Genomic DNA, 14,694 nt, shown 5'->3' with positions numbered 1-14,694 from the left:
GAGGCCAATGATCGCTGTGCGGAACGCCTTGCCTGCGCATTGTCCGCCAGTCGGAGGTGGAAACAGGGTGACTGGACGCCGGGGCGCGGGCCTTTCACTCTGGGCCGGAGCAACCGCATGTCGGGCAAGGAAGAAGCGAGGGTGAGCATGAAGCGCCTTTATGTCGATGGGCCATTCGGGCAGATTCATGTGCAGGACGGGCAGCAGGGCAGGCCGCTGGTGCTGCTGCATCAGGCGATCATGGCGTCTGGCCAGTTCGATGCGGTGTTTGGCCCGCTGAAGGCGGCGGGTCTGCGGCCCATCGCCATCGACATGCCCGGCTTCGGCCTCTCCGATGCGCCGGACGCGCCGCCCGCCATTGCCGATTATGCGCGCTGCGTGGCGCCGGTGCTCGATGCGCTGGGGCTGGAACGTGCGGCGGTGGCGGGGCATCACACCGGCGCGGCGGTGGCGACGGAATTCGCGCTGGCCTGCCCGGAACGGGCGCAGGCGCTGATCCTGCATGGGCCGATGCTGCTGCCCGATGACGAACGCGCCTATTGGGCCGATCGCCTGCTGACCAGCGAAACCGGTTTCACGGCTCTGCCCGGTGGGGCGCATCTGGCCGCAGTCGCGTCCTTGCGCGAGGACTTGTCGCAGGGGCGCGTGCCGCCCGCGCGGATCACCGATTATGTGGTGCAGGCGATGCAGGCCTTTCGTCAGGGCACCTATTGGTGGGGCCATGCCGCCGCCTTTGCCTATCGCCACGAGCATAGACTGCCGCTTATCACCATGCCCTGCCTGCTGTTGACCAACACGGGCGACATGACTCACGCCAATGCGCAGGCCGCCCACAGGCTGCGGCCCGATTTCGGCTGGGCGGAGATCCCCGGCGGCGGCATCGACATTTGCGACGAGGCGCCGGAGGCCTGGGCCGGGGCCATCATCGACTTTCTGGCGACGCTTCCGGCATGATGGAGGCGCGGACGATCGCGGGCCGCATCGCCTATCGCGATGCGCAGGGGCGTGACACCGGTTATGAGACCTTCGAACGCCTGACCCTGCCCGGCGGCCATCTGCTGCGTGCATGGTGCGCGCTACGCGATGCCGGTCTCTGGCGTGAGGTCTCGCTGGCGATGGATGCGGACTGGCGCCCGCGTGACGGTTTCTGCCGCCTGTGGCATGCCGATGGCCGCATGACGCAGATGGGGTTTCAGGTGAGCGACTCTGCCGTGCAGGTCAGCGCCGCGCAGGACGGGATCGCCCAGCCTTTGCAGATTATCCCCACGCCGGGGCGGTTGCCCTATCTGGGGCTGCATCCGCTGATGGGCGATGCGCTGATCGTCCATGCGCGCGGGCAGGGCGAGCCGGGGCAGTTTCTGCCGGTGCAGGCTGTCACCAACGCCATCGACCCCGATGGCGACGGCCATGGACCGGCGCAGGCCATGGTGATCGAAGCCGCCTTGATAGAACCCTGCGACCTGACCGTCGCCGCCGGGTCTTTCGCGGCATGGCATTACCGCCTGCGCTGGCGCGACGACTGGCCCCCTGCCGACCTCTGGGTGAGGCAGGGCGACGGGTTGTTCCTCTCCATGCACTGGTCGCTCACCGGCGCCTCCTACGAGCTGGTCGCCCTTCATGACGTGTCGGGCACGACCTTTCCGAAAGCTGATCCCCTATGACGCCATCCCCTTCGCCGCCGGACCTGCCGCGCCCGGTTTCCTCGCTGATCCGCGCCACGATGTTTGTGCGCGATATGGAGCGCTCCGCGCGCTTCTACGCCGCTCTGGGCTTCACCGAGGTCTATTACGAGGGCGTGCTGACCGACGCCTCCGCCAGCCAGATCCTGGGCTTTTCCGGCCATGGACCGCTGCGGGTGCGCATCGTGAAAAGCGGCGGGCCCAATTACGGGATGATCGGCCTTTTCGTGATCGACCCGAAGCTGGAGCCGCTGGCCGTGCCCGTGTCACGCGGCCCGGCGCGGATCGGCGAGGTGGCGCTGGTGTTCTATGTGCGCGACATGGATGAAACGCTGGCGGCGCTGCGGGCCACCGGGGCGATCTGGTCGCCCGATCCGCAGGTCTTCGTCATGCCGCATCGCGCCCAGCGCGAGGTCTGCCTGCGCGATCCCAATGGCGTGCTGATGAATCTGGTGGAAACCGATCCCGCCGAGCAGGAGCGCATGGGGCGCGAAGGCGCCTGAGGCCTTTCGGCAAGCTATGACGGCATGAGAAACCCCGCACCGGCCAAGGCTGGTGCGGGGTTTTTCCGTTCCGGCTTTTCAGCCTTACTGCTGGGCGATGTCGTGAATGGTGGCGTTATAGCCCTCGGTGGTTTCCACCTTGCCCGCCTCGCTGGCATCCTTGCGGGCCAGATAGAACAGCCGGTCGAGGAAGCCCTGACGGCGCGCTTCACGCTCTTCCAGCGCGTCCTGATCGAGGTCCAACGTCTCGATGCCCGCCGCCAGATCGATGCCATGGGCCTTGGCGACACGCTCGGCGCTGTCGAGCCGGTCGCGCAGGGTGGCCATCTCGCTGGCCAGCACCATGATCATGCTCATCGCCTGATCGAGGCCGGGGGCCTCATAGAAATGCGGGCGCTTGCCCTTGGCGTCCTTGATGACATGCGGACGTTCAGTGTTGTCTGTCATGCTCATATCCCTTACGCCGCCTTGGCCTGCGCGTCCGCCTTGCGGGCGATCAGCACTTCCCAGCCGCCGCCCGGCGCGAATTCACCGGCGGTGAACTCACGGTCGGCCACCGCTTCGGAGGCTTCCTGGCTGTAACCCTCGGCTGCGGCAGCAAATTCCATCACGGCCATGGGGGCGGTGTCGAACTTGACGGTCGCGCGGTCGAAACCGGCGCGCTCGGCCAGATCGATCTGGTCCATGTCGCGCATCGCGCCCCAGAAGGGCTCGTTGTTGTACCAGGTTTCATTGTCGAGGATGAACTGGGTGAAGGGGTCCATCAGGTCGAAGGGCGGCAGATCGGCGTGGATCATCAGCCCGCCCGGAGCCAGCAGGCGATGCGCTTCGGCGAAGATCTTCGGCATCGCCTTGCCGCTGGTTTCATGCAGCAGGATATGGCTGACGACGAGATCGAAATGGCCGTTGGGGAAGGTGGTTTCCTCGGCATTCATCTGGGCGAAGTTGACCTCCAGCCCCATGCCTGCCGCGCGGGCATGGGCATAACGCACCACCGGCCCGCCGACATCGATGCCCCACACTTCTGCCTCGGGGAACAGCTCCTTGTAGGGCAGGGTGGAGTGGCCCACGGTGCAGCCCATATCGAGGATCCGGCGCGGCTGGAAATCGGGCATGCGGCGCTTGAGGTAATTCACCACCGAGCGGCCCATGTCGTCATTGTCGGGCCCGGTGTAGCCCATGGCATAGAGGAACACGCCGCGATCGTAGAGCGCGCCGACCGAAATGTCGTTCTCGCAGACCTCGCTGCAATAGCCGCCGGGCATGCAGTGAATGTCGAGCGCCGTCACATAGCGCGGGGGCTCGAAGCCTTCGGGGATGACCAGCTGGGCCTTGGTGGCGGCGGAGAGTTCTGCCGCCTTGGCGTTCAGCTCTGGCAGCTGGCGGTCGACCGAGACATTGACCGATTCCCACAGCAACTCCTGCGCGATGCGGTTGGCGGCGGCGTAATGCTGGAAATAGAGATCATCGACCATGCCGGTGCGGATGTCGCGGCGATCCTGAGGCGCGCGGCCATGGGCTTTCTCGAAGGCCTTGGACACGCGGCCACCATAGACCGGGAACAGGCCGGGCAGCAGGCTGGACTGGATAAAGCCCTTGAAACTCTTGGCGAACTCCTGCCTTGCATGCTCATCGGCGGTGGCGGTGGGCAGGACGGGATGGCTCGCTTGCTGGAAGGTGTTGAGCATTCGCGCGACTCCAATTGCGATGGATCGATCATGAGCCAGAGCGGACAGGCCGGGCAAGATGCGCAGGCTCTATCCGACTGGCGGATATGTCAGGCTGGGGCGTTTGCCCCAGACCGGTTCAGAACCCCAGCGCGCCCGGGTTCATCAGGCCAGCCGGGTCCAGCTGCTGCTTGACCGCCCCCAGCAGCGCCCGCGCCGGAGCCGAGAGGCGGCTCTGATAGGGATAGGCCCGGCCGATCTGGAAATGCCCGGCGCCATACTCCTGCATCAGGGCGATGATCGCTTCCTTCAGCTGGTTGGTCAGTTCGCGCGCGGCGGGATTGGCGGGGTAGTCGGGCAGGCTGGCGACATGCGCCTTGTCCAGCACCGTCAGGTGATAGGGTGTGCGCGCATCGGGCCAGTAGAGCGCCACCTCATAGAGGAAGCCCGAAGAACCCACCGGCGAGAACATCGTGCCGATCCACACCCCATGCTGGTCCATCCGGGCCTGCCAGTCGGCGATCAACTGATGGAAAGCGGTGTTGAAAGGCAGCACCTGATGATGGGCGAAAACGGCATGCATCGGCACCCAGCGCTCGCCCGAGGGCCCCAGAATGTTGGTGAGCGGGGCAAAGGGCATGGAGCGCACGAAGGTGGGGATCGAATTGGCGATCTCGCGGCCATGGGCGGAGAGGATCTGGCGCAGGCGGCGCGCCTTGTGCGCGGCATCCTCAGGGTCGAAGCCCTCGACGATGAAGTGGCACATATAGGCGCCCGAGCGCATCGGGTTTTCCCCGGCCAGCGCCATTTTCAGCACCTGCGCCACGCCCTTCAGCTTGTTGGGGGCCTTTTTCAGCACCTCGGCGGCGATTTTCAGGCGGGCGCCCATGCCTTCATGCCGCCCGATCTGCCCCTGAGACAGCGCCAGATCGAGCCCGAAATGCGAGTCATCCAGCTTGGCCAGCTGCGCCTTGCGCACGCCCGCGTGATAGGCGGCGAAATCGTCAAACGCGAAGGACAGCGTCTCGGCATGGGGCAGCGCCTCGATCAGCGGCAGGCGCAGGCTGGCCTTGATGCCCAGCGTGCCGCAATCCCCGGTGAACAGGCCGGTCAGGTCCGGGCCGTAGAAGCGCATCGCCTCGGCGGCGCCGGTGCTGAGCAAGTCGCCCGAGGCCAGCACCACCTCCATGCTCAGGATCGACTGGGCCGAGATGCCATGGGCGGTGCTGCCATGGCTCAGCGTGTTCTGGCTGGCGCTGCCGCCGATGGTGGCGGCAATGCCGGAAAACGGCCCCCAGAAAGGCGTGCGCAGGCCTTTTGCGTCCAGCAGCGCCTTCAGCCGCGCCCAGGTCACGCCCGCCCCCACTGTGACCACCGCATTGGCCTCATCGATCACGATGCCGTCCAGCGCGCCGGTGTCGATCAGCACATGGCCGCCCGGCTTGTGGAGATAGCCATCGGTGTAGGAGGCGCCACCGCCGCGCGGCACCATCGCCACGCCTGCCGCGCTGCACAGGCGGGCCACGGCCTGCAACTCGCCCACCGAACCGGGCCGCGCGATGGCCAGCGGCAGGCCGCCGGTGCGATAGACATCATTGGCCCCGAAGGCGAGGTCGGCCTCGCCGGTCAGCACCGTGCCTGTGGCGAGGGCTGCGCGCAGATCGGTCAGCAGCATGTCCGAAGGGGCGGTGGTGAGGCTCGAATCCATCGTCATCTGTTCCTTGCCGGCGGGCGCGTTGTTGATCGTGCCGTCGTCTGTGTCTGTCAAATCGCTGCCTGTCCCGGCCGGGATCGGCGAGGATCAGCGGCAGGTCTATCCGTTCTTCGGGCAGGCCGGATCAGGGTTTGGTCAAGCCGTTCAGGAAGGCGGTGGCTTCGGCTTCGCTCACCACATCGGCGTATTTGGCGTTCATGTCGAAGAGGTTGGCCTCATGCGGGGCGCTGTGCCGGTCGCCGCAGGCCTCGGCAATGACGGCGGTGCGGAAGCCGTGGCTCATCGCATCGACGCAGCTGGCGCGCACGCAGCCGCTGGTGGTCAGGCCCGTGAGCAGCACGCTGTCCACGCCCATGGCCGTCAGCGTGGAGGCCAGCGAGGTGCCGAAAAAGGCGCTGGGATATTGCTTGGAGACGACCAGCTCGTCCGCATGGGGCTCAAGGCCGGGGCCGAAGGCGCCCATGGGATGCCCCTGCAGGAAATAGCGCAGCGGCGCGGCCTTTTCGAAGAAGCGCCCGCCGTCGATGGCTTGGGGGTGATAGACCACATTGGTCAGGATCACCGGCACGCCGGCCTTGCGGGCGGCTTCACGCACGCGCAGCGCCGATTGCAGGGCGGTTTCGATGGGTTCCCCGCCGTAGAGGTCGCAATCGGGGGTGAAATAGCCCTGGCAGAAATCGATCAGCAGCAGCGCCGGGCGCGCGCCGAAGCCCACCCGCGTGTTGTAGGCGCGTTGGTAATTGGCCAGCAGATCGTCATCATGTTCGGGGGCGCTCATGCGGCGGACTCCTTGGAATAAAGCCAGGGTTGGGTGGCGCGCTGCGCGGCCTCGAATTGCGCGATCGGTCCGGCGAAGCGGTTCAGGATCTGGGCGGTTTCGTCCCAGCCATGGATCAGCGCCTCCTTGCGTTCGGGGGCGATGTCGAAGGGGATCGCTTCGCGGCCCTCGAAGGTCAGGGACTGGGCGGGAAGATCGACGGTGGCCGCGATCCCCCTGGCGGCATCGGCCATCAGCATCTCGACCATGGCGGGCGGCAGGGTGATCGGCAGAATGCCGTTGCGCAGGCAATTGCCATGGAAGATCTCGCCGAAGGAGGGGGCGATCACGCAGCGCACCCCCATGCCCAGCAGTGCCCAGACCGCCTGCTCCCGGCTGGAGCCCGAGCCGAAATTGGCCCCGGCGATCAGGATCGGCGCCTTGCGGAACGGCGCGCGGTTCAGGATGTGATCGGCCACTTCGGCGCCATCGGCATCGAAGCGGCGGTCATGGAAGGCATAGCGGCCCAGTCCCTCGCGCGCGGTGATCAGCAGGAAGCGCGCCGGAAAGATGATGTCGGTGTCGATGTTGTCCTCGGGCATCGGCGCGGCGGGGCCCGAGACGGTCGTGAAAGGCGGCGGGGTCATGCGGGCAGGGTCCTGACATCGGTGATATGGCCGGTGACGGCGGCGGCGGCGGCCATGGCGGGGCTCATCAGATGGGTGCGGCCACCCGGGCCCTGCCGGCCCTCGAAATTGCGGTTGGAGGTGGAGGCGCAGCGCTCGCCGGGCGCGAGGCGGTCATCGTTCATCGCCACGCACATCGAGCAGCCCGCCAGACGCCATTCGAAACCGGCCTTGAGAAAGATGCGGTCGAGGCCCTCGGCCTCGGCCTGAGCGCGGGTTGCCGCGGAGCCGGGCACCACCAGCGCCTGCACGCCGGGCGCCACCTGCCTGCCATAGGCAACGGCGGCGGCGGCGCGCAGATCCTCGATGCGGCCATTGGTGCAGGAGCCGATGAACACCCGGGCGATGGGCACGCCCGCCATGGTCTGGCCGGGCGCCAGATCCATATAGGCCAGCGCCTTTTCCAGCTGACGCCGGGCGGCGGGATCGCCGAGCGTCCCGGGATCGGGCAGGGGGGTGTCGATGGGCAGGGTCTGATCGGGGGTGGTGCCCCAGCTGACCTGTGGGGCAAGGCTTCCGACAGCGAAGGTCAGCAGCTTGTCGTAAAGGGCATCGGCATCGCTGGCCAGCGTCTCCCAATGGGCGACGGCCCGGTCCCACAGCGCGCCTGCCGGGGCCAGACGGCGGCCCTTCAGATAGGCATAGGTGGTAGCGTCGGGCGCGACCAGACCGATGCGGCTGCCCGCCTCGATCATCATGTTGCACAGGGTCATGCGCTCGGCCATGCTCATGGCGCGCACCACCGGCCCGGTGAACTCCACCGCATGGCCTGCCGCGCCATGGGCGCCGATGGTGGCGATGATCGCCAGGGCGATGTCCTTGGCGGCGATCAGCGGATGGCGCTGGCCCGTCAGATCGATCCGCATGGTCTTCATCCGGCTCTGGCGCAGGCATTGCGCGGCCATCACCGTGCCCTGCTCGCTGGCGCCGATGCCGAAGGCCAAGGCTCCAAAAGCACCGTGTGTGGTGGTGTGACTGTCGCCGCAGACGATGGTGGTGCCCGGCAGGGTGAAACCGCTCTCCGGCCCGATCACGTGGACGATGCCCTGTTCGGGCCCGTCGAGATCGGCATAGGGCACGCCGAAGGCCTGCACATTGGCCTCCAGCTCGGCGATCTGGGCGCTGGCCTGAGGGTCCGCCACCGCGCCATGGCGATGCTTGTCGGCATGGGGGCTGCGGGTGGGCACGGCGTGATCGGCCACGGCATAATGGGTCTCGCGGCGGCGCAGCTGGCGCCCGGCCTCACGCAGGGCGACGAAGGCCTGCGGGCTGGACACCTCATGCAGGATCTGGCGGTCGATGTAGAGCAAAGCCTCGCCCTCGCCCAGATCGGCCACCACATGCGATTGCCACAGTTTTTCGTAGAGGGTGAGCGCTCTGGCCAAGGGGGTCGACTTCCGGTTGCGCCGCAAGGAAGGCCCCGGCGGCGTGGGGATGTGAGCGGTCGGTCTAGCCTTGCGGCCAGAGCCTGCGTGACAGCGGCGGCGCTCTGTCCGACCTGCGGATAAAGGCCCTCGCCGCGCAGGCTTTTTTCCCGCCATTATCCGCCTGACGGATAAAGCTGGAAAAAGGATCGACCTGCCGCGAAGCCTTGCGCTGCATGGCTGCCGTCACGCGCTTTGCGAGTCTCTGATTGCCACGAAACGGACTGCTCGCGCTTCCTTGCGCGCCGGTCTGTCCGCAGGGCGGTGAGATGGCGTAGAGTGCGGGGCGCCCATGCCGAATATGTGGTTCGAATCCCCCCGAACGAACAAACAGCGAGTGTCGTCCTATGGAATATGATTACGTCCCTCTGCCGCAGCGCCAGCCCCTTGTGTGGCCCAATGGCGCGCGCGTTGCCCTGATGCTGACGTTCAACCTGGAAACCTGGGATCTGACCAAGGACAGCGACAAGCCCTATTACGCCGGCGGCCCGGCGATCCTGCCGGATTCGCTGCCCGCCAACACGCCCGATTTCCCCAACTACACCTGGCGCGAATATGGCCAGCGCGTGGGCATCTGGCGCCTGTTCGACCTGTTCGACGAACTGGGCGTGAAGGCCAGCTGCACCACCAACGCCGTCACCTTCGAGCGCCGCAAGGCCATGACCGATGCCGTGCTGGAGCGCGGCTGGGAGCTGCTGACCCACAATTGGGAGCAGGGCGAGCTGCTGACCAGCTTCAACGACCAGCCCGAGAAAGAGCGCGACATCATCCTGCGCAGCCTTGACCAGTTCGAGAAGTTCACCGGCCGCAAGTCCAAGGGCTGGCTGTCGTCCAGTCTGCGTGGCACGATGCAGACGGCGGACATCCTCGCGGAATATGGCTGCACCTTCTACTGCGACATCATGAATGACGATCAGCCCTTCATGCTGCGCACCCCCAACGGGCCCATCGTCTCGGTACCCTATTCCAACGAGATCAATGATTTCACCTTCATCACCCGCAAGAATTTCACCACCGACCAGTTCCGCGACGCGCTGATCGAGGAACTCGACGTGCTCTATGCCGAGGGCGCGAAGACGGGCCGGATCATGAATGTCGGCCTGCATCCGCATGTCTCGGGCCGTGCCCATCGCGTGCGCGCGCTGCGCGAGTTCATCGAGCATGCCAAGAGCCTGCCCGGCGTGTGGTGGGCCACCCGCGAGGAAATCGCCGAGTGGTATCTCGCCAATCACGAAAGCCACATTCCCGGGCAGCTTGGCCAGAGCCAGCCCAAGTGAGCCGATCCGAGCATATCGTGATCGTCGGTGGCGGGCTCGGCGGGATGACCGCCGCGGCCGCCATCGCCCGGCAGGGGTTCAAGGTGACTCTGCTGGAAAGCGCGCCGCAATTCGGTGAGATCGGGGCGGGGGTGACGCTTTCGCCCAATGCCATGAAGGGGCTCGATTTTATCGGGGTCTGCGAAGAGGTCGCCGCCGCCGGGGTGGAGCCGGTGCGCCAGCGCCTGCAGCATTGGTCCGACGGGCGCACGCTGGTGGAGATGGATCGCTCCACCCAGCGCCAGAAGTATGGCGCGCCCTATGTCACCATCCACCGCGCCGATCTGCATGAACTGCTGACGCAGGCCGCGCGCGATGCGGGCGTGGATCTGCGCTGCGGCGCGGGCGCGGTGAGCAGCCATGGCACCACCGTCACGCTGGCCGATGGCGGCACGGTGACGGGCGATGTGCTGGTGGGCGCCGATGGCGTCAAATCGGTGATCCGCGAGCGTTTCGAGACAACCCCGCCGCATTTCACCGGCCATGTCGCCTGGCGCTGTCTGGTGCCGGTCACGCCCGAATTGCAGGCTTTGTCCGATCTGCCCGGCATCATCATCGGGCCGGATCGCATGATCACGCGCTACAACATTCGCGAATCCAGGGCGATGAATCTGGTCTTCTTCGCCCGCCAGAGCGGCTGGAACCAGGAAGGCTGGACCACTTTGGCCGATCCCGAAGAGGTGCGCGCCACCTATGCGGGCTGGTGCGGGGATGCCCAGCTGCTGATCGAGGCGGCCTGCCGCAACCCTATGTACAAATGGGCGATCAATGCGCGCAGCGCGCTGCCCGGCTGGGTGCTGGACGGCAATGTCACGCTGATGGGCGATGCGGCCCATGCGATGACGCCGTTCCTCGGCCATGGCGCGGCCTGCGCCATCGAGGATGCCGTCGTGCTGGCCCGCGCTCTGGCGGAGGCGGGTGATGTGGCCGAAGGCTTGCAGCGCTATGAAGCGGCGCGCCACGAACGCGCCACCTTCATTCAGGCGGAATCCAATGCCAATGCCGACCGCATGCAGGGGGCGGACACCGATCTGTTCGGTCTTACGAAGATGAAGGACGAGGAGTCGCTGGGCCTGTTCACCTATGATTGCCGTACGGTGCCGGTATGAGCGCCCTGCCTTTCGACGGCCACGCCATCGCCCCTGAAACCGAGGCGTTTCTCAAGCAGAAGCACTGCCTGCTGATCGCCAATGAATGGGTCGATGGCAGCGGCGAGATGGCCAGCAAAGACCCTGCCACCGGTCTGGAACTGGCCTGCTTCGCCATCGGTGGCGCGGCGCAGATCGACCGCGCCGTGGCCGCCGCCCGCGCCGCTTTCGAGGGCCCATGGGGCCGCCTGACTGTCGCAGAGCGTACCGCGCTGATGTTCCGCCTCGCGCGGATCATGGAGGCCAAGGCCACGCTGCTGACCCAGCTCGACATTCTCGACAATGGCATGCCGGGCTTTATTGCGGGCCTCACCACCGCCAATTGCGTGGAGATGGTGGACTATTACGCCGGGGCCATCATGCGGATCGAGGGCACCACCATTGCCCCGCCCCGCCATATCGCCGCCGCAACCGAAGCACTGACCTATACGCTGCGGGAACCCGTTGGCGTGGCCGGGCTGATCGTGCCGTGGAATGTGCCGCTTTCCACCGCGATCCTGAAGCTGGCGCCCGCGCTGGCGGCGGGCTGCACGGTGGTGATGAAACCCTCGGAGGAAACGCCGCTGTCGGTGCTGGCCTTGGGGCAGATGATCGTCGATGCCGGTTTCCCGGCGGGGGTGGTCAACATCGTCAATGGGCTCGGGGCCGATGCCGGGGCGGCGCTGGCCGCGCATCCCGATGTCGACAAGATCAGCTTCACCGGCTCGACCGCCACGGGCAAGAAGATCGTGGTGGCGGCCACCGGCAATCTGAAAAAGGTCAGTCTGGAGCTGGGTGGCAAGAGCCCGGTGGTGGTGATGCCCGATGCTGATCTGGCGCTGGCGGTACCCGGCGTGGCGCTGGCCACCTTCTTCCTGCAGGGGCAGAACTGCATGGCCGGGACGCGCATCTTCGTGCATGAGGCTGTGCATGACGCGCTGATCGAGGGGTTGAAGGGCTTCGTCGCCGCGATGAAGCTGGGGCACGGCCTCGATCCCGCCAGCTTTCAGGGCCCGATGATTTCGGATGCTCATGCCGCCAAGGTGATGGGCTATATCGAGGGGGCCAAGGCCAATGGCGCCACGCTGGTGGCGGGCGGCCAAAAGCTGGACCGCCCCGGCAATTTCATCGAGCCGACGATCTTCACCGATTGCACCCCCGATATGGCGGTGATGACGGATGAAATCTTCGGCCCGGTGATGGCGATCCAGACCTTTGCCACCATGGATCTGGACGCGATTGCCGCCATGGCCAATGCCACGCCCTTCGGCCTGTCGGGCAGCGTGTGGACGCGCGATCTTTCCACCGCGCACCGCTTGGTGAAGCGCATCCGTTCGGGCCATGTCTCGATCAACTGCCATGGCGCGGTGGGGACGAACATCCCCTTCGGCGGCTTCGGCCAGTCGGGCTGGGGGCGCGAGTTCGGGCAGGAGGGGCTGGACGCCTATCTGGAAACCAAGGCCGTCACCGCGCGGCTCTGAGCTTTTGTTGCCGCATCGTTTTCGCGAAAAACCGGTTCCCACTGTTTCGCACGATGCTTTAAAAAGGCCGGGAAGATCGCCTCTTCCCGGCCTTTTGCTTACTGCATCACGCCGTTGGACAGATCGTGGCTGATCGCCGCCGCCGTCTCCTGCAGATCGGGTAGATAGCGCTCCAGCGCGGTGGAGAGCTTCATTGCGGCCACGAAGAAGGCCAGCGTCATCGCCGCCTCGTAATGGCCGTTCTTGAAGATCGGCACGGCGATCGAGGTGGTCTTGCCGGGGGTGAGGTTGTAGTGGTTGCGCCCCTGCACCGCATAGCCATTGGCGCGGATGCGCTCGACATCCAGGCTGACCTCGGCGGTGTCGAGATAGTTGATGTCGATATCCTGCGACACGCGCATGAAGCGCAGGATCATCTCGCGCTCGTCATCGGGGGCATAGGCCATGGAGACCTTACCCGAGGCGCTGTCCAGAATGGGCAGGGTGAAGCCGGGATAGTAATGCTCGAAGGTCAGCGAGGAATTGGCATGGGTGCTGTCGCGCAGCATCATGTCGCGCCCCACGCGGATGGCGATGGAGAGCGGCCAGCCCACCTTCTTGGTCAGCGCCACGATATGCGGGCGGGCGATGCGCACCAGTTCATCGTCATGCTGGAAGCCGGTGGCCAGCGTCTGCACCATGGCGGTGGCGCGATAGCGCTTGCGGGCCGGTTCTTGCTCGATCAGGCCTTCGTAGAGCAGCGTCTGCACGATGCGGCAGGCGGTGGGATAGGGCACTTCGGAGGCCTTGGCGATTTCCATCATCGAGAGCGATCCATGGCGGTTGATCGCCTTGAGCGCGGCAATGGACCGTGTGATCGAACGAATCGGAACGCCTTTTTCCATGACTTTCTCCCTGGGCATCCAAGCGCCGAAGCTGGCAGCGGGAGTGTCACCCTTTTTATCCGACAGGCGGATACGTCATCTGACGCAGAGCCGAAAATCCTGTTGGAACAACCGCCTGTCGGAGAGGCGGCCCGATGGCGCCCGGCCCGCAAGACAGCGGGCGGGCCCGGCGCGCAACCCCGCGCGAACCCGCCAAAATCAGTCATCCCCGCCGTCAGGTTTTTGTTCTGCTCGGCATGCGCAGAGTGTCAGCAGATCGCTCTGCCGCTGGCAAAAGAAATCAACTATCCGCCTGTCGGATAGTTGGCGTCACCAGGCGGGGATCACCACCTGACGGATCGCCTCGCCGCGTTCGAGCTTGTCCATCAGCTCATTGATCTCTTCCAGCGAGCCCTTGGAGGTGAGCAGGCGTTCGACAGGCAGCCGCCCGGCGCGCCACAGGGCGATGTAGCGCGGAATATCGCGCGAGGGGATCGAGGAGCCCATGTAGCTGCCCATCAGCGTCTTGCCGTCGGCCACCAGCGAGAGGGCGTTGATCTCCAGCGTTGCCGATGGATTGGGCAGGCCGACCGTCACGATGCGCCCGCCGCGCCGCGCCGCCTTGTAGGCCTGCGCCAGCACGGCGGCCTTGCCCACGGTTTCCACCACGACATCGGTGCCGGTCAGCTCGCCCTCATCGCCGGGGGCGACGGCTGCGGCTGCCCCCAGCTCCACCGCCAGCGCCCGCTTTTCCGGACTGGGATCGACGGCATAGACCGGCTGCGCCCCCGCCGCCAGCGCGCCCAGCAGAGCGGCCAGACCCACGCCGCCAAGGCCATAGATCAGCACGCTTTCGCCGGGCCGCACGGCGGCGGTGTTCATCACCGCGCCCACCCCTGTCAACACCGCGCAGCCGAAGAGCGCGGCGGTTTCGGGCGGGATATCGGCATCGACCTTGACCAGACTGCGCCGGTCCACCACCGCCTGCGTGGCAAAGGCCGAGACGCCCAGATGGTGATGGATGTGATCGCCATCGCAGGACAGGCGCGTGCCGCCGCGCATCAACTCGCCCTTGCCATTGGCTGCCGCGCCATTCGCGCAAAGGTAACCCTCGCCCGACTGGCAGGTGGGGCATTGGCCGCAGCTGGGCAGGAAGACCAGCACCACGCGGTCGCCCACGGCCAGGCCCGGTTCCTCGGGATCGCCCAAAGCCAGCACGGTGCCTGCCGCCTCATGGCCCAGCGCCATGGGCATCGGGCGCTGCCGGTCGCCGTTGATAACCGAGAGGTCCGAATGACACAGGCCCGCCGCATCGATCCGCACCAGCACCTCGCCGGGTTTGGGATCGGCCAGTTGCAGGGTTTTCACCTCCAGCGGATGGCTGGTGGCATAGGGGGCGGCGTGGCCGCCGCTCTGCGTCAGGACGGCGGCGGCGATGTCGCGGCTGTTCCCAAGGGCGTTGTTGCTGGTGGCCATG

14 protein-coding genes are annotated in these 14,694 nt (G+C 66.4%); 6 read left to right on the top strand and 8 right to left on the bottom strand.

Annotated elements, in window-relative coordinates:
* Window positions 1–147: 147 nt before the first annotated feature.
* From SR3_RS12180 to SR3_RS12170, 3 genes are read left to right on the top strand one after another with little or no spacing between them, the layout of a single operon-like run.
* Window positions 148–954 (top strand): alpha/beta fold hydrolase, encoded by an 807-nt coding sequence (locus SR3_RS12180; RefSeq protein WP_245653892.1) that lies wholly within the window; start codon window positions 148–150, stop codon window positions 952–954.
* Window positions 951–1,661, top strand: coding sequence for a hypothetical protein (locus tag SR3_RS12175; protein ID WP_157098812.1), 711 nt, complete (start codon window positions 951–953; stop codon window positions 1,659–1,661). Before SR3_RS12180 ends, SR3_RS12175 begins: the two co-directional genes overlap by 4 nt.
* Window positions 1,658–2,182: a VOC family protein gene (locus SR3_RS12170; RefSeq protein ID WP_068085993.1), complete on the top strand. Its 525-nt coding sequence runs from the start codon at window positions 1,658–1,660 to the stop codon at window positions 2,180–2,182. The genes SR3_RS12175 and SR3_RS12170 overlap by 4 nt, the downstream gene beginning before the upstream one ends.
* A gap of 84 nt (window positions 2,183–2,266) precedes the next feature.
* Here the strand turns inward: SR3_RS12170 and SR3_RS12165 are convergent, their stop codons facing one another.
* From SR3_RS12165 to leuC, 6 genes are all read right to left on the bottom strand, one after another.
* Window positions 2,267–2,629, bottom strand: a complete 363-nt coding sequence (locus SR3_RS12165) for a hypothetical protein (RefSeq protein WP_068086078.1) — start codon at window positions 2,627–2,629, stop codon at window positions 2,267–2,269.
* 11 nt (window positions 2,630–2,640) lie between these two features.
* Window positions 2,641–3,870: a class I SAM-dependent methyltransferase gene (locus tag SR3_RS12160; protein ID WP_068085991.1), complete on the bottom strand. Its 1,230-nt coding sequence runs from the start codon at window positions 3,868–3,870 to the stop codon at window positions 2,641–2,643.
* 118 nt (window positions 3,871–3,988) lie between these two features.
* A complete protein-coding gene (locus tag SR3_RS12155; RefSeq protein ID WP_245653888.1) occupies window positions 3,989–5,617 on the bottom strand; it encodes an FAD-binding oxidoreductase in 1,629 nt (542 codons plus the stop codon).
* 70 nt (window positions 5,618–5,687) lie between these two features.
* On the bottom strand, window positions 5,688–6,341 hold the full coding sequence (locus SR3_RS12150; RefSeq protein WP_068085989.1) for an isochorismatase family protein: 654 nt from the start codon (window positions 6,339–6,341) through the stop codon (window positions 5,688–5,690).
* The gene (gene leuD / locus SR3_RS12145; RefSeq protein ID WP_068085986.1) at window positions 6,338–6,967 is read right to left on the bottom strand and encodes a 3-isopropylmalate dehydratase small subunit; all 630 of its coding nucleotides are present in this window, start codon (window positions 6,965–6,967) and stop codon (window positions 6,338–6,340) included. Before leuD ends, SR3_RS12150 begins: the two co-directional genes overlap by 4 nt.
* Window positions 6,964–8,391, bottom strand: a complete 1,428-nt coding sequence (gene leuC, locus SR3_RS12140; RefSeq protein ID WP_068085983.1) for a 3-isopropylmalate dehydratase large subunit — start codon at window positions 8,389–8,391, stop codon at window positions 6,964–6,966. The genes leuD and leuC overlap by 4 nt, the downstream gene beginning before the upstream one ends.
* Before the next feature lie 458 nt (window positions 8,392–8,849).
* Here leuC and SR3_RS12135 point away from each other — a divergent pair, with 458 nt between their 5' ends.
* Genes SR3_RS12135 through SR3_RS12125 form a run of 3 tightly spaced genes read left to right on the top strand, consistent with a single transcriptional unit; the run spans window position 8,850 to window position 12,354 of the window.
* On the top strand, window positions 8,850–9,707 hold the full coding sequence (locus SR3_RS12135; RefSeq protein WP_245653887.1) for a polysaccharide deacetylase family protein: 858 nt from the start codon (window positions 8,850–8,852) through the stop codon (window positions 9,705–9,707).
* A complete protein-coding gene (locus tag SR3_RS12130) occupies window positions 9,704–10,855 on the top strand; it encodes an FAD-dependent monooxygenase (protein WP_068085977.1) in 1,152 nt (383 codons plus the stop codon). Before SR3_RS12135 ends, SR3_RS12130 begins: the two co-directional genes overlap by 4 nt.
* The gene (locus SR3_RS12125) at window positions 10,852–12,354 is read left to right on the top strand and encodes an aldehyde dehydrogenase family protein (RefSeq protein WP_068085974.1); all 1,503 of its coding nucleotides are present in this window, start codon (window positions 10,852–10,854) and stop codon (window positions 12,352–12,354) included. Before SR3_RS12130 ends, SR3_RS12125 begins: the two co-directional genes overlap by 4 nt.
* Before the next feature lie 98 nt (window positions 12,355–12,452).
* On the opposite strand, the gene SR3_RS12120 is transcribed toward SR3_RS12125, so the two are convergent.
* Both SR3_RS12120 and SR3_RS12115 read right to left on the bottom strand, forming a co-directional pair.
* Entirely contained in the window at window positions 12,453–13,238 is a 786-nt protein-coding gene (locus SR3_RS12120) for an IclR family transcriptional regulator (protein ID WP_068085971.1), read from the bottom strand.
* Between the two features lie 309 nt (window positions 13,239–13,547).
* Window positions 13,548–14,693: a zinc-binding dehydrogenase gene (locus SR3_RS12115; RefSeq protein ID WP_068086074.1), complete on the bottom strand. Its 1,146-nt coding sequence runs from the start codon at window positions 14,691–14,693 to the stop codon at window positions 13,548–13,550.
* Window position 14,694 lies beyond the last annotated feature (1 nt).

It is taken from the genome of Novosphingobium rosa NBRC 15208 (genome assembly GCF_001598555.1).
Lineage (GTDB): Bacteria > Pseudomonadota > Alphaproteobacteria > Sphingomonadales > Sphingomonadaceae > Novosphingobium > Novosphingobium rosa.
Note: the sequence above shows the minus strand (reverse complement) of the source record. Positions and strands in the feature narration are given on the sequence as shown.